The sequence below is a fragment of the Escherichia sp. MAL-1 genome, from assembly GCF_052948035.1.
In genome coordinates, this window is record NZ_CM129609.1 from 2,539,673 (window position 1) to 2,565,548 (window position 25,876).

17 protein-coding genes and 5 pseudogenes are annotated in these 25,876 nt (G+C 49.5%); 13 read left to right on the forward strand and 9 right to left on the reverse strand.

Features of this window, described 5'->3' with window-relative positions; translation table 11 throughout:
• The first annotated feature begins 69 nt into the window (after positions 1–69).
• Positions 70–1,080: an alcohol dehydrogenase AdhP gene (adhP, locus tag ACU8XX_RS12600; protein ID WP_000642433.1), complete on the forward strand. Its 1,011-nt coding sequence runs from the start codon at positions 70–72 to the stop codon at positions 1,078–1,080.
• 145 nt (positions 1,081–1,225) lie between these two features.
• Entirely contained in the window at positions 1,226–1,510 is a 285-nt protein-coding gene (locus ACU8XX_RS12605) for a HigA family addiction module antitoxin (RefSeq protein WP_016233199.1), read from the forward strand.
• Positions 1,511–1,738: 228 nt separating this feature from the next.
• Here ACU8XX_RS12605 and fdnI read toward each other — a convergent pair whose 3' ends face one another.
• The 3 genes from fdnI to fdnG are packed head-to-tail and all read right to left on the reverse strand — an operon-like array spanning position 1,739 to position 6,329.
• Positions 1,739–2,392 (reverse strand): formate dehydrogenase-N subunit gamma, encoded by a 654-nt coding sequence (gene fdnI, locus ACU8XX_RS12610; protein ID WP_000045648.1) that lies wholly within the window; start codon positions 2,390–2,392, stop codon positions 1,739–1,741.
• A complete protein-coding gene (fdnH, locus tag ACU8XX_RS12615; protein WP_001240582.1) occupies positions 2,385–3,269 on the reverse strand; it encodes a formate dehydrogenase N subunit beta in 885 nt (294 codons plus the stop codon). The genes fdnI and fdnH overlap by 8 nt, the downstream gene beginning before the upstream one ends.
• Before the next feature lie 12 nt (positions 3,270–3,281).
• A complete protein-coding gene (gene fdnG / locus ACU8XX_RS12620) occupies positions 3,282–6,329 on the reverse strand; it encodes a formate dehydrogenase-N subunit alpha (protein WP_011310214.1) in 3,048 nt (1,015 codons plus the stop codon).
• Positions 6,330–6,560: 231 nt separating this feature from the next.
• On the opposite strand from fdnG, the gene yddG reads away from it, so the two are divergent.
• The 9 genes and pseudogenes from yddG (at position 6,561) to ACU8XX_RS12665 (ending at position 18,766) form a co-directional block, all read left to right on the forward strand.
• The gene (gene yddG / locus ACU8XX_RS12625; protein WP_000198205.1) at positions 6,561–7,442 is read left to right on the forward strand and encodes an aromatic amino acid efflux DMT transporter YddG; all 882 of its coding nucleotides are present in this window, start codon (positions 6,561–6,563) and stop codon (positions 7,440–7,442) included.
• Between the two features lie 259 nt (positions 7,443–7,701).
• Positions 7,702–7,977 (forward strand): annotated as a pseudogene (locus ACU8XX_RS12630) (porin); the annotation flags it as partial.
• A 38-nt stretch (positions 7,978–8,015) separates the two neighbouring features.
• Positions 8,016–9,346, forward strand: a pseudogene (locus ACU8XX_RS12635) (leucine-rich repeat domain-containing protein).
• A 323-nt stretch (positions 9,347–9,669) separates the two neighbouring features.
• The gene (narU, locus tag ACU8XX_RS12640; RefSeq protein ID WP_001207905.1) at positions 9,670–11,058 is read left to right on the forward strand and encodes a nitrate/nitrite transporter NarU; all 1,389 of its coding nucleotides are present in this window, start codon (positions 9,670–9,672) and stop codon (positions 11,056–11,058) included.
• 81 nt (positions 11,059–11,139) lie between these two features.
• A complete protein-coding gene (narZ, locus tag ACU8XX_RS12645; protein ID WP_016242101.1) occupies positions 11,140–14,880 on the forward strand; it encodes a nitrate reductase Z subunit alpha in 3,741 nt (1,246 codons plus the stop codon).
• The gene (narH, locus tag ACU8XX_RS12650; protein ID WP_016242100.1) at positions 14,877–16,421 is read left to right on the forward strand and encodes a nitrate reductase subunit beta; all 1,545 of its coding nucleotides are present in this window, start codon (positions 14,877–14,879) and stop codon (positions 16,419–16,421) included. Before narZ ends, narH begins: the two co-directional genes overlap by 4 nt.
• Entirely contained in the window at positions 16,421–17,116 is a 696-nt protein-coding gene (gene narW, locus ACU8XX_RS12655; RefSeq protein WP_001166343.1) for a nitrate reductase molybdenum cofactor assembly chaperone, read from the forward strand. The genes narH and narW overlap by 1 nt, the downstream gene beginning before the upstream one ends.
• The gene (narI, locus tag ACU8XX_RS12660; RefSeq protein WP_000617116.1) at positions 17,113–17,793 is read left to right on the forward strand and encodes a respiratory nitrate reductase subunit gamma; all 681 of its coding nucleotides are present in this window, start codon (positions 17,113–17,115) and stop codon (positions 17,791–17,793) included. Before narW ends, narI begins: the two co-directional genes overlap by 4 nt.
• A gap of 79 nt (positions 17,794–17,872) precedes the next feature.
• The gene (locus ACU8XX_RS12665) at positions 17,873–18,766 is read left to right on the forward strand and encodes a PhzF family isomerase (RefSeq protein WP_000804404.1); all 894 of its coding nucleotides are present in this window, start codon (positions 17,873–17,875) and stop codon (positions 18,764–18,766) included.
• 95 nt (positions 18,767–18,861) lie between these two features.
• Here ACU8XX_RS12665 and nhoA read toward each other — a convergent pair.
• Positions 18,862–19,707, reverse strand: a pseudogene (gene nhoA, locus ACU8XX_RS12670) (N-hydroxyarylamine O-acetyltransferase).
• Between the two features lie 172 nt (positions 19,708–19,879).
• Between nhoA and ACU8XX_RS12675 the strand changes: the two are divergent.
• Complete coding sequence (locus ACU8XX_RS12675) at positions 19,880–20,449, forward strand: flavin reductase family protein (protein WP_016242097.1); 570 nt, start codon at positions 19,880–19,882, stop codon at positions 20,447–20,449.
• On the opposite strand, the gene pptA is transcribed toward ACU8XX_RS12675, so the two are convergent.
• Both pptA and ACU8XX_RS12685 read right to left on the reverse strand, forming a co-directional pair.
• Entirely contained in the window at positions 20,446–20,679 is a 234-nt protein-coding gene (gene pptA, locus ACU8XX_RS12680; protein ID WP_001120143.1) for a tautomerase PptA, read from the reverse strand. The two genes, ACU8XX_RS12675 and pptA, sit on opposite strands and share 4 nt — an antisense overlap.
• Before the next feature lie 99 nt (positions 20,680–20,778).
• Positions 20,779–21,915: an ISAs1-like element ISEc5 family transposase gene (locus tag ACU8XX_RS12685; RefSeq protein ID WP_240765165.1), complete on the reverse strand. Its 1,137-nt coding sequence runs from the start codon at positions 21,913–21,915 to the stop codon at positions 20,779–20,781.
• A gap of 340 nt (positions 21,916–22,255) precedes the next feature.
• Between ACU8XX_RS12685 and ACU8XX_RS12690 the strand changes: the two are divergent.
• Positions 22,256–22,354: pseudogene (locus ACU8XX_RS12690) on the forward strand (IS1 family transposase); the annotation flags it as partial.
• Between the two features lie 230 nt (positions 22,355–22,584).
• Here the strand turns inward: ACU8XX_RS12690 and ACU8XX_RS12695 are convergent.
• The 3 genes and pseudogenes from ACU8XX_RS12695 to ACU8XX_RS12705 form a co-directional block, all read right to left on the reverse strand.
• Entirely contained in the window at positions 22,585–22,770 is a 186-nt protein-coding gene (locus tag ACU8XX_RS12695) for a hypothetical protein (RefSeq protein WP_000759877.1), read from the reverse strand.
• Positions 22,771–22,781: 11 nt separating this feature from the next.
• Positions 22,782–24,617, reverse strand: a pseudogene (locus ACU8XX_RS12700) (RHS repeat-associated core domain-containing protein); the annotation flags it as partial.
• Positions 24,616–25,752, reverse strand: a complete 1,137-nt coding sequence (locus ACU8XX_RS12705; protein WP_000420795.1) for an ISAs1-like element ISEc1 family transposase — start codon at positions 25,750–25,752, stop codon at positions 24,616–24,618. The pseudogene ACU8XX_RS12700 and the gene ACU8XX_RS12705, both read right to left, overlap by 2 nt.
• Positions 25,753–25,876 lie beyond the last annotated feature (124 nt).

Here is a 25,876-nt window from a genome sequence, read left to right on the forward strand (position 1 = left end):
CTGGGTAGTGGCGAATAAATCTCATTTGCCTCACCTGCTATGCAGAACATCATCCGAAAAGGAGGAACTATGAAGGCTGCAGTTGTTACGAAGGATCATCATGTTGACGTTACGTATAAAACACTGCGCTCACTGAAACATGGCGAAGCCCTGCTGAAAATGGAGTGTTGTGGTGTATGTCATACCGATCTTCATGTTAAGAATGGCGATTTTGGTGACAAAACCGGCGTAATTCTGGGCCATGAAGGCATCGGTGTGGTGGCAGAAGTGGGTCCAGGTGTCACCTCATTAAAACCAGGCGATCGTGCCAGCGTGGCGTGGTTCTACGAAGGATGCGGTCATTGCGAATACTGTAACAGTGGTAACGAAACGCTCTGCCGTTCAGTTAAAAATGCCGGATACAGCGTTGATGGCGGGATGGCGGAAGAGTGCATCGTGGTCGCCGATTACGCGGTAAAAGTGCCAGATGGTCTGGACTCGGCGGCGGCCAGCAGCATTACCTGTGCGGGAGTCACCACCTACAAAGCCGTTAAGCTGTCAAAAATTCGTCCAGGGCAGTGGATTGCTATCTACGGTCTTGGCGGTCTGGGTAACCTCGCCCTGCAATACGCGAAGAATGTCTTTAACGCCAAAGTGATCGCCATTGATGTCAATGATGAGCAGTTAAAACTGGCAACCGAAATGGGCGCAGATTTAGCGATTAACTCACACACCGAAGACGCCGCCAAAATTGTGCAGGAGAAAACTGGTGGCGCTCACGCTGCGGTGGTAACAGCGGTAGCTAAAGCTGCGTTTAACTCGGCAGTTGATGCTGTCCGTGCAGGCGGTCGTGTTGTGGCTGTCGGTCTACCGCCGGAGTCTATGAGCCTGGATATCCCACGTCTTGTGCTGGATGGTATTGAAGTGGTCGGTTCGCTGGTCGGCACGCGCCAGGATTTAACTGAAGCCTTCCAGTTTGCCGCCGAAGGTAAAGTGGTGCCGAAAGTCGCCCTGCGTCCGTTAGCGGACATCAACACCATCTTTACTGAGATGGAAGAAGGCAAAATCCGTGGCCGCATGGTGATTGATTTCCGTCACTAAGAGGCCTTTGCTGCGACTGCCATGTTCGGGTCGCAGCATCGCACACTCTCCAACATGAAATGGCTAAATGGATTATTGTTGCGTAGGAAGGAACAATAATGATAGTGTTCCCAGTGAAGGAACGCTACTGAGAGTAAAGACACTAATGAAAATGGCCAATCATCCCCGCCCGGGGGACATTATTCAGGAATCACTGGACGAACTTAATGTCAGCCTGCGCGAGTTTGCCAGAGCAATGGAAATTGCTCCCTCAACGGCAAGCCGATTGCTGACAGGAAAAGCAGCTTTGACGCCAGAAATGGCAATTAAACTTTCCGTGGTGATCGGCAGTTTGCCGCAAATGTGGCTGAATCTGCAAAACGCCTGGAGTCTGGCAGAGGCAGAAAAAACGGTGGATGTGTCGCGATTACGCCGTCTGGTTACGCAATAAAAAAATGGCACTTTATAAAGCGCCATTTAGAACTGATGACAAACGCAACATTGCCTGATGCGCTACGCTTATCAGGCCTACACGTTCACTGCAATCTATTGGATTTGAAGGGTTTTCATGCCGGATAAGGCGTTCACGCCGCATCCGGCATGAACAAAGCCTACGTTGTCTACAATATGAAAATGGCGCCTTTTACAGCGCCATTTTCAGCTTAAAGTTCAAAAGAGATTATATCCCTTCTTCACTCTCTTTTTTCGCTTCTGCCTTCTCGATTTCACGATACCAGCGCGGATGGTGTTTCTTCGCCCAGCGACGACTTACCTTCCCTTCGATCATCCCTTTAATCGATCCTTTCACCCAAAATGCCATATACATATGGATCAGGATGGCGTGGATCAGGATGATGCCGGCAGCCGCGTGGATCAGCAGGCTGTAGCGAACAACCTGCATCGGGAAGTACTGCGCAAAGTACGGACGCCAGATAATCACCCCGGTCACCAGCAGCACGAAAATCATGCTCATGATCGACCAGAACATCATCTTTTGCCCGGCGTTGTACTTACCAACATCCGCCACTTTGTGCTCATTGCCTTTTAATACTTCGACAATGTTCAACAGCCACGGAATATCTTTCTTATCCGGGATGTTGTGATGCACAAAACGCACAAACATAAACATCAGTGCGACGAAAATCGCAATGCCGAAGAACGGGTGCAAAATGCGTCCCATCTGCGGCGTACCGAAGGTTTGCGTCAGCCATTGCAGCGTCGGGAAGAAGAACGAAATCCCGGACAGCGCCACCAGGAAGAAGCAAATCACCACGGTCCAGTGACAGGCGCGATCAATAAATTTGGTGCGCACAATCATTTTCGACTTACTCATGATGATCCTCCTCGTCATCGTCCACTTCCTTATTCGGGCCAATACCGATGTAGTGGAAAATCAACCCGGCAAAAGTGGCAATAAAGCCAGCCGCTGCCAGCGGTTTCAACGCGCCTTTCCACAGGCTTACCGAGGTGTCGATCTTCGGATCTTTCGGCAGACCGTGATACAGCTCCGGCTGATCGGCGTGATGCAGCACGTACATAACGTGCGTACCACCGACCCCTTCCGGGTTGTAGACGCCAGCATGTTCGTAACCACGCGCTTTCAGTTTCGCCACGCGCTGTTCCGCCAGCTCCAGCATCTCCTTCTTGGTGCCGAAGTGGATAGCCCCGGTCGGACAGGTTTTCACACAAGCCGGTTCCTGGCCGACGCTGACGCGATCGACGCAGAGCGTGCATTTATATACCCGGTTATCCTCTTTGTTGAGGCGCGGAATATTAAACGGACACCCGGCAATGCAGTAACCACAGCCGATGCAGTTTTCCGACTGGAAATCGACAATCCCGTTAGCGTACTGAATGATTGCACCAGCAGACGGGCACGCCTTAAGGCAGCCCGGATCTTCACAGTGCATACAGCCGTCTTTACGGATCAGCCACTCCAGCTTGCCGTTCTGTTCGGTTTCGCTAAAGCGCATCACCGTCCAGGACTTGGCGCTCAGATCGGCGGGGTTATCGTAAACCCCGACGCAGTGCCCCACTTCATCACGGATGTCGTTCCACTCCGAACACGCCACCTGACAGGCTTTACAACCGATACAGGTGGAAACGTCGATAAGTTTTGCGACTTCTGCTTTGTAATCACGCACCTGAGAAGGCGGCGTGATGGAGTTAGTTGCGGACCTTTTGATAATGTCCTGCGTTTCCATAGCCATCTGTTCGCCCCCTTACGCCTTCTCGATGTTGACTAAGAACGCTTTATATTCCGGCGTTTGCGAGTTTGCATCACCGACATTCGGCGTCAGAGTGTTAGCGATATAACCTTTACGCGCGACACCCTCAAAGCCCCAGTGGATTGGAATACCCACCGTTTCAACCTGCTGACCGTTTACATTCAGCGGCTTCAGACGGCGCGTTACCACTGCCACCGCGCGGATAAAGCCACGTTTGCTTGAGACAGTGACACGATCGCCATTATTAATGCCTTTCGCCGCCGCCAGCGTTTCGCTGATTTCCACAAACTGTTCCGGCTGAGCAATTGCGTTGAGCAATGCGTGCTTGGTCCAGGTGTGGAAGTGCTCGGTCAGACGATAGGTCGTACCCACATACGGGAACTGCTCTTTTTTACCCATCCGCAGCGCGTCTTGTTCATACAGACGAACAACCGGGTTAGACACCACGTTCGGATGCAGCGGGTTAGTGCCCAGCGGCGTTTCAATCGGCTCGTAGTGTTCCGGGAACGGACCTTCCGCCATTTTGTTGATGGCAAACAGGCGTCCCATCCCTTCCGGCTGCATGATAAACGGCCCGGTTGGCGTACCCGGTGCGGCATTGCCGAAGTCAGGAATATCGTTACCCGTCCACTTGCTGCCGTTCCACTGGATCAGCATCCGTTTCGGATCCCACGGTTTACCGTTGATATCCGCCGAAGCACGGTTGTACAGCACGCGACGGTTGAGCGGCCACGCCCAGGCCCATCCAAGCGTATTCCCCAGACCGGACGGGTCGGAGTTATCGCGGTTAGCCATCTGGTTGCCCTGCTCTGTCCAGCTACCGGTGTAGATCCAGCAAGAAGATGCGGTTGTACCGTCATCACGCAGATGCGCAAAGCTACTCAGCAACTGACCTTTCTTCGCAATCAGCACGCCATTTGCGTCATAGAGATCTTCCAGCGCATAGCCGTTGTTCTCTTTTGCCACTTCGTCAGATTGCGGTTCGTGCGGCTGCTTGTAGTTCCAGCTCATCTTCATCAGCGGTTCTACGCCTTTACCACCTTCGGCCTGGTACAGCTCGCGCAGATGATGGTAGATACCCGCCAGAATTTCGCCGTCGTTACGCGCTTCGCCCGGCGCGTCCTGACCTTTCCAGTGCCACTGCAACCAGCGACCGGAGTTAGCGATAGAACCATCTTCTTCGGCAAAGCAGGTCGAAGGCAGACGGAATACTTCAGTCTGAATAGACGCCGGATCGACATCGTTCGACTCGCCGTGGTTCTGCCAGAAGGTAGAGGTTTCAGTCACCAGCGGATCGATAACCACCATGTACTTCAGTTTGCTCAGGCAGCTCACCACTTTGTTTTTATCCGGGAAGGACGCAACCGGGTTAAAGCCCTGGCAGAAATAACCGGTGACTTTGCCTTCGTCCATCATGTTGAAATACTTGATGACGTCGTAGGTCTGGTCCCACTTCGGCAGCCAGTCATAGCCCCAGTTGTTCTCTTTCTGCGCGGCATCGCCATAGAAAGATTTCATCAGGCTAACGAAGAACTTCGGATAGTTGCTCCAGTAGTTCACCTGATCAGCCAGCGTCGCTTTAGGCGTGTTCGCTTCCAGATACGACTGCAAATCAACCTGTTTTTCTGACGGCAGCGTCAGATAACCTGGCAGGCTGGTAGAGAGCAGACCTAAGTCAGTCAGACCCTGAATGTTGGAGTGACCACGCAATGCGTTCACACCGCCACCGGCCATACCCATGTTACCGAGCAGCAACTGGATCATCGCCATAGTACGGATGTTCTGCGCACCCACGGTGTGCTGCGTCCAGCCCAGCGCGTACAGGAAGGTGGTTGTGCGATCCGGTGCGCTGGTGGAGGCCAGCACTTCACACACTTTCAGGAAGTCGGCTTTTGGCGTACCACAGATGTTTTCAACAACGTCCGGCGTGTAGCGGGAAACGTGCGCTTTCAGCAGGTTCCACACACAGCGCGGATGAGTCAGTGTTTCATCGCGTTTCGCATAGCCGTTTTCATCGAACTGATAGTTCCAGGACGATTTATCGTATTGCCGTTTTTCAGCGTCGTAGCCGCTGAACAGACCGTCTTCGAAAGCAAAATCATCACGCACCAGCAAGCTGGCGTTGGTGTAATGCTTAACGTATTCGGCGTTGATTTTGTTGTTTTCGATCAGGTAGCGCAAAACGCCAGACAGGAACGTAATGTCCGTACCGGAACGAATAGGTGCGTAAATATCCGCTACAGAAGCGGTACGCGTAAAACGGGGATCGACAACGATCAAGGTTGCATCGTTGTTGTTTTTCGCTTCCATCGCCCAGCGGAAACCGACGGGATGCGCTTCAGCAGCGTTACCGCCCATTACCATTACGACGTTAGCGTTTTTGATATCCACCCAGTGGTTGGTCATCGCACCGCGACCAAATGTTGGAGCAAGACTTGCTACCGTTGGTCCGTGTCAGACGCGCGCCTGGTTGTCTACCGCCAGCATCCCGAGGGAGCGGGCAAATTTCTGGGTCAGCATCCCGGTTTCGTTGCTGGCACCGGAGGCACACAGCATACCGGTAGAAAGCCAACGGTTTACCGTTACGCCCTGCTCGTTCTTTTCAATAAAGTTAGCGTCACGGTCAGCTTTCATCAGCTTCGCAATACGGGAGAATGCTTCTTCCCAGCTAATGCGCTGCCATTTGTCAGAACCTGGCGCACGATATTCCGGGTAGCGCAGACGGTTTTCACTGTTGACGTAATCCAGCAAACCGGCCCCTTTCGGGCACAGCGCACCACGGCTTACCGGATGATCCGGGTCACCTTCAATGTGATAAATCGCTTCTCTGGCGTTTTTTGCGCCATCACCCAGGCTATACATCAATAGCCCGCAACCTACGGAACAGTATGTGCAGGTGTTACGGATCTCTTTAGCGCGTAATAATTTGTAGTTTCGCGCCTGAGCCAGTGCTTGCTTCGGGGCAAAGCCCAATGCCGCTACTGTTGTTCCAGCCATACCGCCCGCGCAGATTTTAAAAAATTGTCTGCGACTGACGTCCATTGCTTTCCTCTTTTTTCAGGGGTATTACTGCGCGAGGAAACTAACAGTAAAATTCTGAATCTTTTTGCGCGAAATCAAAAAGAACATCTGTTTGCCACAAAATAATCCGCCTTCGCAAATTGACCTACCTCAATAGCGGTAGAAAAACGCACCACTGCCTGACAGGCCAGTTAAAAAAATGCTATAAAATTCAGCTTAATTTTTAACGGCAAGAGAGACAAAACAGCGAGCATGACACGACAAAAAGCAACGCTCATAGGGCTGATAGCGATCGTCCTGTGGAGCACGATGGTAGGATTGATTCGCGGTGTCAGTGAGGGGCTCGGCCCGGTCGGCGGCGCAGCTGCTATCTATTCATTAAGCGGGCTGCTGTTAATCTTCACGGTTGGATTTCCGCGTATTCGGCAAATCCCGAAAGGCTATTTACTCGCCGGGAGTCTGTTATTCGTCAGCTATGAAATCTGTCTGGCGCTTTCCTTAGGGTATGCGGCGACCCATCATCAGGCGATTGAAGTGGGTATGGTGAACTATCTGTGGCCCAGCCTGACAATTCTCTTTGCCATTCTGTTTAATGGTCAGAAAACCAACTGGTTGATTGTACCTGGATTATTATTAGCCCTCGTCGGCGTCTGTTGGGTGTTAGGCGGTGACAATGGGTTACATTATGATGAAATCATCAATAATATCACCACCAGCCCATTGAGTTATTTCCTGGCGTTCATTGGTGCGTTTATCTGGGCAGCCTATTGCACAGTAACGAATAAATACGCACGCGGATTTAATGGAATTACCGTTTTTGTCCTGCTAACGGGAGCAAGTCTGTGGGTTTACTATTTTCTTACGCCACAACCAGAAATGATATTTAGCACGCCCGTCATGATTAAACTCATCTCTGCGGCATTTACCTTAGGATTTGCTTATGCTGCATGGAATGTCGGTATATTGCATGGCAATGTCACCATTATGGCGGTAGGTTCGTATTTTACGCCTGTACTTTCCTCAGCGCTTGCAGCCGTGCTGCTCAGCGCCCCGCTGTCGTTCTCGTTCTGGCAAGGCGCGCTGATGGTCTGCGGCGGTTCCCTGCTCTGCTGGCTGGCGACACGTCGTGGTTAAAATAACTGCCGGGTCTACGGCCCGGTAGTTAATCAGATAAATTCCGACAATATTAAAAAAATAAATTTCAAATACCAGTAATTCACCTTATATCTCATTTCGACTTCGATCACATATCGATAAATAATATTATTTCATCTATTTTTCTCATTGTTTTTAATCACCATTCTATTTTAAAAACAGTATGTCATTTATAAATGACGCCGTTTAAAATTCGTTTAGAAAATACGTTTAACGATAATTAAAATGATTCTGTTAAATGAAATTAAAAATAGTTGCGGTGGTTGTAACTGGTTTGTTAGCTGCGAACGTAGCACACGCTGCCGAAGTCTATAACAAGGATGGTAATAAACTCGACCTTTATGGCAAGGTTACCGCTCTACGTTATTTTACTGATGATAAGCGTGACGATGGTGATAAAACTTATGCCCGTCTCGGCTTTAAAGGAGAAACGCAAATCAATGATCAAATGATTGGTTTTGGTCACTGGGAATATGATTTTAAAGGCTATAACGATGAAGCCAACGGCTCGCGCGGCAAGAATCTCTGATTGAGTTAAGTGCCCATCACAATATGATCACTGACCTTATATTACACAATCATCCCAGGATGAAAACAATCACTTTAAACGACAACCATATTGCACATTTAAACGCCAAAAACACTACAAAACTGGAATATTTAAACTTAAGCAATAACAATTTACTGCCAACCAATGACATTGATCAACTAATATCATCAAAACATCTTTGGCATGTATTAGTTAACGGCATCAACAATGATCCACTTGCACAAATGCAGTACTGGACTGCAGTAAGAAATATAATTGATGACACTAATGAAGTGACCATTGATTTATCAGGACTTAATTTAACCACTCAACCACCAGGGCTGCAAAACTTCACATCTATCAATCTTGATAATAACCAACTCACACATTTTGATGCAACCAACTACGATAGACTCGTAAAGCTAAGTCTGAATAGTAATGCTCTTGAGTCAATAAATTTTCCTCAAGGCAGAAATGTAAGTATTACACATATATCTATGAATAATAATGCTCTCAGAAATATTGATATAGATAGGCTTTCATCAGTTACTTATTTTAGTGCGGCACATAATCAACTAGAGTTTGTGCAATTAGAATCTTGCGAATGGCTGCAATACCTGAATCTCAGCCATAATCAATTAACTGATATTGTTGCAGGTAATAAAAATGAACTCTTACTGCTGGATCTATCCCATAATAAACTAACAAGTTTACACAATGACTTATTTCCCAACTTGAATACGTTACTTATTAACAACAATTTGCTTTCTGAAATTAAAATATTCTATAGCAACTTCTGCAATGTTCAGACATTAAACGCTGCTAACAACCAGTTGAAATATATAAATCTTGATTTCCTGACTTATCTTCCATCTATCAAAAGTTTAAGACTGGACAATAATAAAATAACCCACATTGATACTAATAATACATCCGATATTGGAACTTTATTCCCCATAATAAAACAGAGCAAAACTTAAATTTTTTAAATGTTTCTGGGAAGAACAATTGCCCTACTATGCAGCTCATGTTATTTAATTTGTTTTCCCCAGCACTTAAGCTTAATACTGGCCTGGCAATTCTTTCGCCTGGTGCATTTGAAGTTCACTCTGACGGAATAGATGTGGATAACGAATTGTTTCACTATCCTATTAAAAAAGCATATACCCCATATAATATACACACTTACAAGACAGAGGAAGTTGTAAACCAGAGGAATATAAAAGTTAAAAACATGACCTTAGATGAAATAAACAATACTTACTGTAATAACGATTATTACAATCAGGCAATAAGAGAGGAACCGATAGACCTTCTGGACAGATCGTTTTCCTCCAGTTCATGGCCTTTTTAGTGAATAAATCATCACTAATTCTATAAGTGTCTGGTCTTGTTGATAATATAGTTAATATGTAACCCTTTAGATTCACGATCTGAAGGGTTGAAACATGACATACGTTCAAAGATTAACCCCGTTTGAAGGTTAGCTTGTTAGTTACATTTAGTAACACATATCTGGCTACTTAATCCCCATTCTGCCCCCGCGGTTACGCTTTCTTATCTATTCTTTCAATCAGCACTTCACCCAATTCATCCTTAATTCTAATAACTGGCTATTGCGCCTTACCTCGTGTTTTGTCTTTTTTTCATTACCAATGTGTGCATGTGAGGAACAATATGGCACTGCAAAATGAGAAAAATAGTCGTTATCTTTTGCGCGACTGGAAACCAGAAAATCCGGCCTTCTGGGAAAATAAAGGAAAACATATTGCTCGAAGAAATCTCTGGATATCAGTCAGTTGTCTACTTCTTGCCTTCTGTGTCTGGATGCTATTTAGCGCAGTTACCGTTAATCTCAATAAAATCGGTTTTAATTTTACTACCGATCAACTCTTTTTATTAACCGCATTACCCTCCGTTTCTGGCGCATTATTGCGTGTTCCCTACTCCTTTATGGTGCCTATATTCGGTGGACGCCGATGGACGGTTTTTAGTACTGCAATCCTGATTATTCCTTGCGTCTGGCTCGGAATTGCCGTGCAAAATCCGAATACTCCTTTTGGGATATTTATCGTTATCGCTTTGCTATGCGGTTTTGCAGGTGCAAACTTTGCTTCGAGCATGGGCAATATCAGTTTCTTCTTTCCAAAAGCCAAACAAGGGAGCGCTCTTGGGATTAATGGCGGATTAGGAAACTTAGGTGTAAGTGTAATGCAGCTGGTTGCACCGCTGGTCATTTTTGTACCTGTATTTGCCTTTCTCGGCGTCAATGGCGTACCGCAGGCCGACGGTTCGGTGATGTCGCTGGCGAATGCCGCATGGATTTGGGTACCGCTACTGGCGATTGCCACGATCGCCGCATGGTCAGGGATGAATGATATCGCCAGTTCACGCGCCTCAATTGCCGACCAGCTCCCTGTCTTACAACGCCTGCATCTCTGGCTGCTGAGCCTGCTTTACCTTGCCACCTTCGGTTCGTTTATCGGTTTTTCTGCGGGTTTTGCCATGCTGGCAAAAACCCAGTTCCCGGATGTGAATATTCTGCGCCTGGCGTTCTTTGGCCCATTTATCGGTGCCATCGCGCGGTCGGTTGGTGGTGCTATTTCCGATAAGTTCGGCGGCGTGCGGGTGACGTTGATCAACTTTATTTTTATGGCGATTTTCAGTGCCCTGCTGTTCCTTACCTTACCGGGCACAGGCTCCGGTAATTTCATCGCCTTTTACGCCGTATTTATGGGGCTGTTTCTGACTGCGGGTCTGGGAAGTGGTTCTACTTTCCAGATGATCGCCGTCATCTTTCGCCAGATAACCATTTATCGGGTAAAGATGAAAGGCGGTAGTGATGAGCAAGCTCAGAAAGAAGCCGTCACCGAAACGGCGGCGGCTCTGGGCTTTATCTCAGCCATTGGCGCAGTGGGCGGCTTTTTTATTCCGCAGGCGTTTGGCATGTCGCTCAATATGACCGGCTCTCCGGTCGGCGCGATGAAAGTGTTTTTAATCTTCTACATCGTTTGTGTGCTGCTGACCTGGCTGGTTTATGGTCGGCGGAAGTTCAGCCAAAAATAAGAGATCGATGCCTGATGTACAACCGTGTCGCATCCGACAAGGCATCAGATCCCAATTCATTCCTGGAGCAGGAGTCATGTCATGAGTAAACTTTTGGATCGCTTTCGCTACTTCAAACAAAAGGGCGAAACCTTTGCCGATGGTCACGGACAGGTGATGCATAGCAACCGCGACTGGGAGGACAGCTATCGCCAGCGTTGGCAGTTCGACAAAATCGTGCGTTCCACCCACGGTGTTAACTGTACAGGCTCCTGTAGCTGGAAAATCTACGTTAAAAATGGTCTGGTGACCTGGGAAATCCAACAGACCGACTACCCGCGCACTCGCCCTGACCTGCCCAATCATGAACCTCGCGGCTGCCCGCGTGGCGCAAGTTACTCCTGGTATCTTTACAGCGCTAACCGCCTGAAATACCCGCTCATTCGTAAACGACTGATTGAACTGTGGCGCGAAGCCCTCAAGCAACACAGCGATCCGGTACTGGCGTGGGCATCGATTATGAACGATCCGCAAAAGTGCCTGAGCTACAAACAAGTGCGTGGGCGCGGCGGGTTTATCCGCTCCAACTGGCAGGAACTAAACCAGCTGATTGCCGCCGCTAACGTCTGGACCATCAAAACCTACGGCCCGGATCGCGTTGCCGGTTTCTCGCCGATCCCGGCGATGTCGATGGTTTCTTACGCCGCCGGAACGCGTTATCTGTCGCTGCTTGGCGGCACCTGTTTAAGTTTCTACGACTGGTATTGCGACCTGCCGCCCGCCTCGCCGATGACCTGGGGCGAGCAAACCGACGTACCGGAATCTGCCGACTGGTATAACTCCAGCTACATCATCGCCTGGGGGTCTAACGTACCGCAGACACGTACGCCGGACGCCCACTTCTTTACCGAAGTACGCTACAAAGGCACTAAAACCATCGCCATTACCCCTGACTACTCTGAAGTGGCCAAATTGTGCGACCAGTGGCTGGCACCGAAACAAGGCACTGATAGCGCCCTGGCGATGGCAATGGGCCATGTGATTTTAAAAGAGTTTCATCTCGATAATCCCAGCGACTACTTTATCAACTACTGCCGCCGCTACAGCGACATGCCGATGCTGGTAATGCTGGAGCCTCGCGACGATGGTAGCTACGTTCCCGGGCGCATGATCCGCGCATCTGACCTGGTGGATGGACTGGGCGAAAGCAACAATCCGCAGTGGAAAACCGTAGCAGTTAATACCGCAGGTGAATTGGTAGTGCCGAACGGTTCGATTGGTTTCCGCTGGGGAGAAAAAGGCAAATGGAATCTGGAATCCATTGCCGCCGGTACGGAAACCGAATTGTCGTTAACCCTGCTCGGTCAACATGACGCTGTTGCAGGCGTGGCCTTCCCCTACTTTGGCGGCATTGAAAATCCGCATTTTCGCAGCGTAAAACACAATCCGGTGCTGGTGCGCCAATTGCCCGTTAAAAACCTGACGTTAGTCGATGGCAACACCTGTCCGGTGGTCAGCGTTTATGATTTGGTACTGGCGAATTACGGCCTCGATCGCGGGCTGGAAGATGAAAACAGTGCGAAAGATTACGCTGAAATCAAACCGTACACCCCAGCCTGGGGTGAGCAAATTACCGGCGTGCCGCGCCAGTATATTGAAACCATCGCTCGTGAATTTGCCGATACTGCCCATAAAACGCATGGGCGCTCAATGATTATCCTCGGTGCTGGCGTCAACCACTGGTATCACATGGATATGAACTACCGTGGGATGATCAATATGCTGATCTTCTGCGGTTGTGTCGGGCAAAGCGGCGGCGGCTGGGCGCATTATGTCGGTCAGGAAAAACTGCGCCCACAAACCGGCTGGTTGCCGCTGGCCTTTGCGCTCGACTGGAACCGCCCACCGCGCCAGATGAACAGTACCTCGTTTTTCTACAATCATTCCAGCCAATGGCGCTATGAAAAAGTCTCTGCGCAGGAGTTACTTTCACCGCTCGCCGATGCCAGTAAGTACAGCGGTCATCTGATTGATTTCAACGTTCGCGCCGAACGTATGGGCTGGCTACCTTCTGCGCCGCAGCTGGGGCGTAACCCGCTCGGGATTAAAGCTGAAGCCGACAAGGCCGGATTATCCCCCACAGAATTTACCGCCCAGGCGCTGAAATCGGGCGAGTTGCGTATGGCCTGCGAACAACCAGATAGCGGCAGCAATCATCCGCGTAATTTGTTTGTCTGGCGTTCTAACCTGCTTGGCTCCTCCGGCAAAGGCCACGAGTATATGCAGAAGTATCTGCTGGGGACCGAAAGCGGGATTCAGGGCAAGGAACTCGGTGCCAGCGACGGGATCAAACCGGAAGAAGTCGAGTGGCAAACTGCGGCGATTGAAGGCAAGCTCGACCTGCTGGTGACGCTCGACTTCCGCATGTCCAGTACCTGCCTGTTCTCCGATATCGTTCTGCCCACCGCCACCTGGTATGAAAAAGACGATATGAACACCTCGGATATGCATCCGTTTATTCATCCGCTTTCTGCGGCGGTCGATCCGGCCTGGGAGTCACGCAGCGACTGGGAAATCTACAAAGGTATTGCCAAAGCATTTTCGCAAGTGTGCGTGGGTCATCTTGGCAAAGAAACCGATGTGGTATTACAACCACTGCTGCACGACTCTCCGGCAGAGCTCTCACAGCCGTGTGAAGTGCTCGACTGGCGCAAAGGCGAATGCGATCTGATTCCAGGTAAAACCGCGCCGAATATTGTGGCGGTGGAGCGCGACTACCCTGCTACGTATGAACGCTTTACCTCGCTCGGGCCATTGATGGACAAACTTGGCAATGGCGGTAAAGGGATTTCGTGGAATACCCAGGATGAAATCGATTTCCTCGGCAAACTCAATTACACCAAGCGTGATGGCCCGGCACAGGGGCGTCCGCTGATTGACACCGCCATTGACGCTTCAGAAGTGATTCTGGCACTGGCACCGGAAACCAACGGTCATGTTGCAGTCAAAGCGTGGCAGGCGCTGGGCGAGATCACCGGGCGTGAACATACCCATCTGGCGCTGCACAAAGAGGACGAGAAGATTCGCTTTCGCGATATTCAGGCGCAGCCGCGTAAAATTATCTCCAGCCCCACATGGTCCGGTCTGGAAAGCGATCACGTATCCTATAACGCGGGATACACCAACGTTCATGAGTTAATTCCGTGGCGCACGCTGTCGGGACGCCAGCAGCTCTATCAGGATCATCCGTGGATGCGTGCTTTTGGTGAAAGCCTGGTGGCTTATCGCCCGCCTATCGACACCCGTAGCGTCAGTGAGATGCGCCAGATACCGCCAAACGACTTCCCGGAAAAAGCACTTAACTTCCTGACGCCGCACCAGAAATGGGGCATTCACTCAACCTACAGTGAAAACCTGCTAATGCTGACGCTCTCTCGCGGTGGACCGATTGTCTGGATCAGCGAAACCGATGCCCGAGAACTGACCATTGTCGATAACGACTGGGTGGAAGTATTTAACGCCAACGGCGCGCTGACTGCCCGCGCGGTGGTCAGCCAACGTGTACCGCCGGGCATGACCATGATGTATCACGCCCAGGAACGCATTATGAATATTCCTGGTTCGGAAGTAACTGGCATGCGCGGCGGCATTCATAACTCGGTTACCCGCGTTTGCCCGAAACCAACGCATATGATTGGCGGTTACGCGCAGCTGGCCTGGGGCTTTAACTACTACGGCACCGTCGGATCGAACCGCGATGAGTTCATCATGATCCGCAAGATGAAGAACGTTAACTGGCTGGATGATGAAGGTCGCGATCAGGTACAGGAGGCGAAAAAATGAAAATCCGTTCACAAGTCGGCATGGTGCTTAACCTCGACAAATGTATCGGCTGCCATACCTGTTCGGTGACCTGTAAAAACGTCTGGACCGGGCGCGAAGGCATGGAGTACGCATGGTTTAACAACGTCGAAACCAAACCGGGCATTGGTTATCCGAAAAACTGGGAAGATCAGGAAGAGTGGCAAGGCGGCTGGGTGCGTGATGTGAATGGCAAGATACGCCCGCGTCTGGGCAACAAGATGGGCGTAATAACCAAAATCTTCGCCAACCCGGTGGTGCCGCAGATTGATGATTACTACGAACCTTTCACCTTCGACTACGAACATTTGCATAGCGCACCGGAAGGCAAACATATCCCTACTGCTCGCCCGCGTTCACTGATTGACGGCAAACGGATGGACAAAGTGATCTGGGGCCCAAACTGGGAAGAACTGCTGGGCGGCGAGTTTGAAAAACGTGCCCGCGACCGCAACTTCGAGGCCATGCAAAAGGAGATGTACGGGCAGTTTGAAAACACCTTCATGATGTACCTGCCGCGCCTGTGCGAACACTGCCTCAATCCCAGTTGCGTGGCGACCTGCCCAAGCGGCGCTATCTACAAACGCGAAGAAGACGGCATTGTGCTGATTGACCAGGATAAATGCCGTGGCTGGCGTTTGTGCATTAGCGGTTGTCCGTACAAAAAAATCTACTTCAACTGGAAAAGCGGCAAGTCAGAAAAATGTATCTTCTGTTATCCGCGAATTGAGTCAGGCCAACCCACCGTGTGCTCAGAAACCTGCGTGGGTCGCATCCGGTATCTGGGCGTGCTGCTTTACGACGCCGACCGCATTGAGGAAGCGGCAAGCACCGAGCGCGAAGTTGACCTCTATGAGCGCCAGTGCGAAGTGTTTCTCGATCCACACGATCCCTCAGTGATCGAGGAAGCCCTGAAACAAGGTATTCCACAAAACGTGATTGAAGCTGCCCAGCGTTCGCCTGTCTACAAAATGGCGATGGACTGGAAACTGGCGCTACCGCTGCACCCTGAATATCGCACCCTGCCGATGGTCTGGTACGTTCCTCCGCTGTCGCCGATTCAGTCCTACGCAGATGCGGGCGGTTTGCCGAAAAGCGAAGGCGTGCTGCCCGCCATCGAAAGCCTGCGTATTCCGGTGCAATATCTCGCCAATATGTTGAGTGCCGGCGATACCGGTCCGGTACTGCGGGCGCTGAAACGGATGATGGCGATGCGCCACTATATGCGTTCACAAACCGTGGAAGGCGTTACTGATACTCGTGCCATCGACGAAGTAGGCCTGAGCGTCGCCCAGGTCGAAGAGATGTATCGTTACCTCGCCATTGCCAACTATGAAGATCGTTTTGTCATCCCGACGAGCCATCGGGAAATGGCGGGCGATGCCTTCGCAGAACGCAACGGCTGCGGTTTTACCTTTGGCGACGGTTGTCACGGCTCGGACAGCAAATTCAACCTGTTCAACAGTAGCCGTATCGATGCCATCAACATCACCGAAGTGCGCGACAAAGCGGAGGGCGAATAATGCAGATCCTCAAAGTGATCGGCCTGTTGATGGAGTATCCGGACGAGCTGTTGTGGGAATGCAAGGAGGACGCGCTGGCGTTGATCCGCCGCGACGCGCCGATGCTTACGGATTTCACCCACAACCTGCTTAACGCGCCGCTGCTGGATAAACAGGCCGAATGGTGCGAAGTGTTTGACCGCGGGCGCACTACGTCGCTGCTGCTGTTCGAACATGTTCATGCCGAGTCCCGCGATCGCGGCCAGGCAATGGTGGACCTGCTGGCGGAGTATGAAAAGGTCGGCCTGCAGCTGGATTGTCGGGAACTGCCCGATTATCTACCGCTGTATCTGGAGTATTTAAGCATACTGCCTGACGATCAGGCGAAAGAAGGATTGCTCAATGTTGCGCCGATCCTCGCCCTGCTTGGCGGTCGCTTAAAACAACGCGAGGCACCGTGGTACGCGTTGTTTGATGCTCTGCTGCAACTGGCGGGAAGTACACTTTCAAGTGACAGTGTCACAAAACAAGTAAACAGCGAAGAGCGCGATGACACCCGCCAGGCGCTTGATGCAGTGTGGGAAGAGGAACAGGTGAAGTTTATTGAAGATAACGCCACGGCGTGTGACAGCTCGCCGCTTAATCAATATCAGCGACGCTTTAGCCAGGATGTCGCGCCGCAGTATGTCGATATCAGTGCGGGAGGTGGGAAATGATTCAGTATCTGAACGTCTTTTTTTACGATATCTACCCGTACATTTGTGCGACGGTGTTTTTCCTCGGCAGCTGGCTGCGCTACGACTACGGGCAGTACACCTGGCGCGCCTCCTCAAGTCAAATGCTCGATAAACGCGGGATGGTGATATGGTCGAATCTGTTCCATATTGGCATTTTGGGGATTTTCTTCGGGCACCTGTTCGGCATGTTAACGCCGCACTGGATGTACGCGTGGTTTTTGCCGGTGGCAGCGAAACAACTAATGGCGATGGTGCTCGGAGGCATTTGCGGTGTGTTGACGTTGATTGGTGGCGCAGGACTGCTGTGGCGCCGGCTGACAAATCAGCGCGTGCGTGCCACTTCCACTACGCCGGATATCATCATCATGAGCATTTTGCTGGTCCAGTGTCTGTTGGGGCTAAGCACCATACCGTTTTCAGCACAGTATCCTGATGGTAGCGAAATGATGAAGCTGGTGGGTTGGGCGCAAAGCATTGTCACTTTCCGTGGTGGATCGTCAGAGATGCTTAACGGTGTAGCGTTCGTTTTCCGCCTGCATCTGGTGTTGGGAATGACCATCTTCCTGCTCTTCCCGTTCACTAGACTGGTGCATGTGTGGAGCGCGCCGTTTGAGTACTTTACTCGTCGGTATCAGATTGTGCGTTCGCGGCGATAATTTTCACCCTGGCCGGATAGCCCTTCGCTCTCCGGCCACTTGCAGGCTATGATAGTTCTCCAGTCACAGGAGAACGTTAATGAAACCGCAGGTTTACCACGTCGATGCTTTTACCTCTCAACCATTTCGCGGCAATTCTGCCGGTGTTGTTTTCCCCGCCGATAATCTTAGCGAAGCGCAAATGCAGCTTATCGCCCGCGAATTAGGTCATTCGGAAACTGCTTTTCTGCTGCACAGCGACGACAGCGATGTGCGCATCCGCTACTTTACGCCAACCGTTGAAGTGCCAATTTGTGGTCACGCGACAGTAGCTGCGCACTATGTACGTGCGAAGGTGTTAGGTTTAGGAAATTGCACGGTCTGGCAAACATCGCTGGCAGGAAAACATCGCGTGACTATCGAAAAGCACCACGATGGTTATCGTATTTCGCTGGAACAAGGTACGCCGGGCTTTGAGCCACCGCTGGAAGGTGAAACACGTGCGGCGATTATCAACGCGCTTCATCTCACTGAGGACGATATTCTGCCAGGCTTGCCAATTCAGGTGGCAACAACAGGACACTCAAAAGTGATGATCCCACTGAAACCGGAAGTGGATATCGACGCCCTTTCGCCTGACCTTAATGCGCTGACCGCTATCAGCAAAAAGATTGGCTGCAATGGTTTCTTCCCGTTCCAGATCCGCCCAGGCAAAAACGAAACCGATGGTCGCATGTTCTCGCCTGCGATTGGTATTGTGGAAGATCCGGTGACTGGCAATGCCAATGGCCCGATGGGTGCATGGTTGGTACATCACAATGTATTGCCCCACGATGGCAACGTGTTGCGTGTTAAAGGCCATCAGGGGCGCGCATTGGGGCGTGACGGTATGATTGAAGTGACGGTGACAATTCGTGATAACCAACCGGAAAAAGTCACCATTTCAGGCACAGCGGTGATTTTGTTTCATGCCGAATGGGCAATTGAACTCTGAAACCGTTGTCTGATGCGCTTCGCCTGTCAGGTCTACAACCGGGCTAATGTATGCCGGATAAGGCGTTTACGCCGCATCCGGCAACCTGACATAAATTATTTTCCCGCCTCCGGGTGCGTATCAAACGCCGCCATCACCAGCGCTAACTCATCCACGGTAAAGCCATGTTTCGCATCATCCACGCCCAGACCAAACTGTTCTTGCATCACAGCATATAATGACGCCACATCCGGTAGATTTCACTGCTCCACCGCGTGCCCATTTTCATAATGGGTAAAATGAAAATTGGTCAGTGTCAGCTTGCCGCCGTCCGGCAAATGGCGGCACATCAGCAAATGATGGCGAAAATGCGACTGCGGCCAGTGCGCCGACCAGAAATTGCCCATCACATAATCGCTTTGTTGCTGCTCGCAGAGATCAAAACTGTACATCGACTGCCAATGCTGATGATGATTAAACTGCAACACCCAATCATCACCCTCCTGCAACAACCGATACTCTCCGTGTGGCGTGGTCTGCACGAGATCGGAAACTAAACGAATCGGCGCGGTTAGCGTCTGCCCACCGAAACCGACATCAGCAATCCATTTTTCCTCTTCCAGTTCCACCAACAGCAAACGATGGGTGCGCGGCGGTAATGCTGGCGGATTTGATAACACTACGCGCCCTAACAAGCTGCGAACGTTAAACCCCAGCTCGCGTAACACCCGCTCAAACACGCCATTCTGCTCAAAACAGTAACCGCCACGACGGGCTATCACCAGTTTCTCTTCCAGCGATTGATCATCAAGCTGTATTTCCCTCGGCAGCAAAACGTCAAGGTTTTCAAACGGAATGGTGCAATTGTGTTTCAGGTGCAATGCACGAAGCGTATCAATATTGACCGCAGCAGCTCCCGACCAGTTAATACGGGCAAAATAGTGATTCAGAATGGGCGTCATCAGGCGTTTCCCTTAGTGGTTTTCTCAACTTATAACCTGGAATAGACGCCGCACCGGCTATTTTGTGCGATCGCGGACATGCATCACGTTTGCAAATCGCCAATCCCGTTAATTTCGTTACTTATTGCGTTACGGACTACGCTTAAAAAAACCTTCTTCGCGAGGCGATACCATGAGCCGATTCATCCCCATAGAATTACACCATGCCAGCCGTCTATTAAATCATGGCCCAACAGTCATGATCACCAGTTTCGATGAGCAATCCCAGCGGCGTAACATTATGGCTGCAGCCTGGTCAATGCCGGTGGAGTTTGAACCGCCACGCGTGGCGATTGTGGTAGATAAATCGACATGGACCAGGGAGTTGATTGAACGTAACGGTAAGTTTGGCATGGTTATCCCGGGCGTTGCAGCAACTAACTGGACGTGGGCAGTGGGAAGCGTGTCGGGTCGTGAAGAAGATAAATTTAATTGCTATGGCATTCCGGTGGTGAAAGGTCCGGTGCTTGGTTTGCCACTTGTTGAAGAGAAATGCCTGGCGTGGATGGAGTGCCGCCTGCTACCTGCGACTTCTGCGCAACAAAAATACGACACGCTGTTTGGCGAGGTGGTATCAGCAACGGCAGACGCACGGGTATTTGTCGAAGGCCGCTGGCAGTTTGATGATGATAAGCTCAATACGTTGCATCATTTAGGTGCTGGGACGTTTGTTACCAGCGGCAAGCGTGTTACGGCGGGTTAAGCATTCATGCTGTAACCAGGTTTCTTTATCAAAGCCTCCATTTGGGGCGCGATTTCGGCATCCCAGATAGCTTGCCAAGATTCTGGTTGAATCTGCTGTAGAGCAATGCTTATCGAGCTATCTTTACTGTTCAGATGGCGAATAATAACGTCGGTAATATCTGCAGCAAGTGCTGCTTTTTGTTGTTCGTCCAGTTCACGCGGAAAGCATTTAATGTCGATGTGCGGCATGATTACGCTCCTTTTGAAAGATGTCAGTAAAATTAACACACATTGTGAATGTCATGTGTCCGGTAAAGCGTTTATACGACAATAATGCCCAGGGCAAGATTACGAAAGCCCGCTCCCCGTAAGGACTGACGCCAGGTAGTTTCTGTCCATGGCTGCTTTTCGCATCTTACGTCTTAACCCTGCCTTGAATACCTTATCATTCGTCAAAATATTAATAGCAATGTGCCGTATCCCTGAAAATAATTCTGCTGCATTTCCTCTTCTTATTTTGCAGTCGTCTTCATTCATTACCACGTCCAGACGCCAGTGCAGCTTATTCTCCACATGCCAGTGGTTTCGGATTGCTGTGGCGAACTTCTCTGCGGTTAAATCAGCAGAACTGATATAATATCTGACCGTCATTTCTGGCTCTTTCTTTTGTTCTGCTATTATTGAGCGAAAGGAGACTGCCACGCATAATTTCTTCAGCCCTTTCCATTCAAACGTGAAATCAATAAGTTCATCAGGGACATCGCAAACAATATGAAGACGGATTTCTTCTCTGCCGTGACTCTTTTCACTAATTGCGTAACTGTCATGCTCTGGATTATTTAATTCTTTCAGCGGAAATTTTTCCTCAAAGGCTTTATTTAGCCGCCCCTGGTTTCCTTTTACCTCGAATAAATAATCACCTCCCTGTTTTTGTATCTTCTCTGCAATATCTTTCTGGCAACCCATCGCATCAGTTGTGATGATTTTCCCTTTAATATCCAGCATGTTAAGAAGTTCTGGGATAGCTGTAATCTCATTAGATTTCTCATCCGTCTTGATCTGTCCGATGACCAGACTGTGCATTGTTGAGAACGCACTAATGACATGAATCGCTCCCCTGCGGCGACTCTTATCATAAGAATGCCGGAGCGTTTTTCCATCAATTGCAATGACGTCTTTATCATCTGAAGAATGGCAGTCACGCATCCAGTTAATAAAGCACTCGTGAAATTTTGCAGGACTGATACAGGATACAACTCTGGCAATGGTATCGTGAACAGGAATACCATTTTCAAAATTACCATATTGCTTCAAAAAATCGGGATGTGTTTCCCCAAAATCCTCTATATCTTCCCAGCCTTCTGCACCAGAAATAACGGCACAAATAGTCAACAGTAGAATATCCGATAACTTATGTTCCATTTTCCAGGCTTGTCTGTAATCGGGGATAATAGAAATATGTCCCATCAATTTTTTAAGTTCCATTTTGTTCTCCTTAATTATGTAAGGAGTATTTGATCATGTGTAAGCAATAAAAAACAGCTTTAGGTAATAAGGAATATCTCAATTTTTAAACATAAAATGCGAATTGTTTAGTACAAAAAGTGAACTTCTGATGATCTTTCCCTGCTACCATGGCTCTTTACCACAGCAGCCGGGGTTGTTTGGGACCGACTTCCGACAGCAGATCCCGGTGGGCCTGCCACCATCTCTTCACAAGCTTATGCTTATTACATGCAAAATGTCCCGTTTTGCATCTTTGTGCCTACGGCACACGATGATCTTTCCCTGTGATCTTTCCCTGAATCTGCCCCTGAGAACCTGAATCAAACGTCTGACTCGCAGAACCATCTGTTTCTCGCGCTCTGTAGAACTTCATGAAAAAGTCATCGGTGCTTTTATCGAAAAATACATGTTCTACTAATTGAAGTCATCATCAAAAATTTTAATTAATCGAATCATACCTATAACCTTTTAATTTTACTTTTTTGTCTTCAACATTAAACACAAAAACCTCTTGGACAATTCTTTTTTAATATTCTGAGAAATATATCAATGTAATTTCATCGTTTGAAAATAATCCGCGAGTGATTTTTTCAGTTTTAAGGGTTGATTTTTTATAAGTCCCAAGATCTTTTTCTTTTGCTTCGTTCATTATGTCGATAATTTTTTTTCAGATGTGGCAGTCTGAAAATCACTTGAAGTGATTTTATATATATCACTGTATTTCCCTGTCTGATATAAACCACGAAAGATATTAACTTCTTGTCTAGCTGGCTCTATGTCCACTGGAGAACAACCACACAATAAAAATAAAACTAAAAATATATATTTTTTCATATTTCCTCCTGTTAATTGACCCAGCATTCTTGCCACGTTCTACAAGCCAGAGTCATAACTGAAGCGTCAACACCTGCACCGATACCAACAGATTCTATCGATGATTCTGGATTATCAACATCCACTACATAAGTATACGCAAAATGCCCCCCAACTCCGCCGCCAACCGTTACACCTACTGAATTGCTGACTCCCGATGTAGGTAAAGACTTGGTCTCAGAATATGTGATAGCCGCATTTATCCCACCACCAATTCCTGCATGTCCGCATGCTGTAGCATAAATACAAATATCAGATAACATTTCACCTTTCTTTTTAGCAAACGCAACGCCAAGTCCTGCATGACCACCTAATGATATTAGATCTCCACTGCCAGTAATATCAATTGATGATGTTCCATATGAATCATCATGCCAAACATCATATAATAATTGATATAAATTATACAAACCCAAAGGATCCATCCTTATTATCGGATTCAGTGGGTAATTATACAGGTTCCATCCCCCCTCCAGCCCAATGGGGTCTTGTGTAATATACCGCCCCTGCAACGGATCGTAGTACCGGTGACGGTTATAGTACAGCCCTGATTCCTCATCATGCTGCTGCCCCGGCAGACGGTATGGCTGGTGCAGGTGATGCGGGTTCTCCTCATTCAGCAGGTTGCCCCATTCATCATATTCCGCGCTCCACACCGTATTGCCTTCTTCGCTGATGAGCGCCAGCGGCAGGCCCCGGTGGTCGCAGTGGTAAAAATGAACTTTTCGCGCCGGTGTGTATTCCGGCTCCACCTGTCTGGCCAGTTGCTCCACCGTCAGCCCGCACTGCGCAAGCCACGCCCGGCTTTCACTGCTCACGCGGTCTGCCAGGATTTCTTCCTCCAGTCTGTCCAGCAGCCGCACCAGTTCAGCCGGAAATACCACGCCGTGCCCGTCCTCGCTCCCTTCCTGCTGCAGCTTCTCCGCCAGGCTGCGGCGCTGCGCTTTCTCCCGCTCACCGTTGTCTGTTTCGATGCGGATGAGCGGCGCGAAGCTTCCCGGCTGATATACCGTCTGGATACGCGTGGTGTCGGTCTGTACCGTCGTCAGCCGGTCGCCGTCCCACCCGTACCACGTCACCTCCGGTTTACGCGACAGCGACATCCACCCCGTCAGGTCACGCTCCCGCCGCCATACCCGTTTCACCATTCGCCGTCCCAGCGGGTCGTAGAGGTAGCGGCTCTCGACCAGTGGCTCGCCATGCTGTATCCGCGTGTAGAACACCAGACGGTGCTGGCTGTCGTAGTGGTAGTGGTGGGTCCGCTCGTCGTCCGTCCGGATAACACCCGCCGGGATAAGGTCCGTCTTCTCCGTCAGTCTGCCGTATTCATCGTAACGGTACAGGTAATGCGCGTCTTTGGTGATGCGGTTATCCGGCCACGCCGTGAGCGTGCTGTCCGGGTGCAGCTCCGGGTCCGGCAGGCGGTTTCCCGCCGGGTCGGTGGCATACGGGATGCGGATGTCCAGGTCCGGTGCGAGGGTGCGCACGCTCTCCAGCCTGCCCGTGGCGCTGTAGCCGTATTCCCGCGTCTGTCGCGGGCCGCTGATGCGCACCAGGTCGCCGTTGTCATTCCACCCGTAGTCACGGTCATACACCAGGCTGTTCAGGTGCTGGCTCTGTAACTGGCCTGCGGGGGTGTATGTGCTGGTCAGTTTATATGCGGCATTACTGCCTGCCATGCTGCCAAAGCTGCGCACCGTCTCACGGTGCAGGCGGTCGCGCGTGAACTCCAGCAGCGGCGTCCCGCCCAGCTTCATGCCCGCAAGATAGCCGCTGCCGTAGGTCAGCCACTCCACCAGGGCAAGATTACGAAAGCCCGCTCCCCGCAAGGACTGACGCGAGATAGTTTCTGTCCATGGCTGCTTTTCGCATCTTACGTCTTAACCCTGCCTTGAATACCTTATCATTCGTTAAAATATTAATAGCGATGTGCCGTATCCCTGAAAATAATTCTGCGGCGTTTCCTCTTCTTATTTTGCAGTCGTCTTCATTCATTACCACGTCCAGACGCCAGTGCAGCTTATTCTCCACGTGCCAGTGGTTTCGGATTGCTGTGGCGAACTTCTCTGCGGTTAAATCAGCAGAACTGATATAATATCTGACCGTCATTTCGGGCTCTTTCTTTTGTTCTGCTATTATTGACCGAAAGGAGACTGCCACGCATAATTTCTTCAGACCTTTCCATTCAAACGTGAAATCAATAAGTTCATCAGGGACATCGCAAACAATATGAAGACGGATTTCTTCTCTGCCGTGACTCTTTTCACTGATTGCGTAACTGTCATGCTCTGGATTATTTAATTCTTTCAGCGGAAATTTTTCCTCAAAGGCTTTATTTAGCCGCCCCTGGTTTCCTTTTACCGCGAATAAATAATCACCTCCCTGTTTTTGTATCTTCTCTGCAATATCTTTCTGGCAACCCATCGCATCAGTTGTGATGATTTTTCCTTTAATATCCAGCATGTTAAGAAGTTCTGGGATAGCTGTAATCTCATTAGATTTCTCATCCGTCTTGATCTGTCCGATGACCAGACTGTGCATTGTTGAGAACGCACTAATGACATGAATCGCTCCCCTGCGGCGACTCTTGTCATAAGAGTGCCGGAGCGTTTTTCCATCAATTGCAATGACGTCTTTATCATCTGAAGAATGGCAGTCACGCATCCAGTTAATAAAGCACTCGTGAAATTTTGCAGGACTGATACAGGATACAACTCTGGCAATGGTATCGTGAACAGGAATACCATTTTCAAAATCACCATATTGCTTCAAAAAATCGAGATGTGTTTCCCCAAAATCCTCTATATCTTCCCAACCCTCTGCACCAGAAATAACGGCACAAATAGTTAACAGTAGAATATCCGATAATTTATGTTCCACTTTCCAGGCTTGTCTGTAATCGGGGATAATAGAAATATGTTCCATCAATTTTTTAAGTTCCATTTTGTTCTCCTTAATTATGTAAGAAGTATTTGATCATGTATAAGCAATAAAAAACAGCTTTAGGTAATAAGGAATATCTCAATTTTTAAACATAAAATGCGAATTATTTAGTACAAAAAGTGTA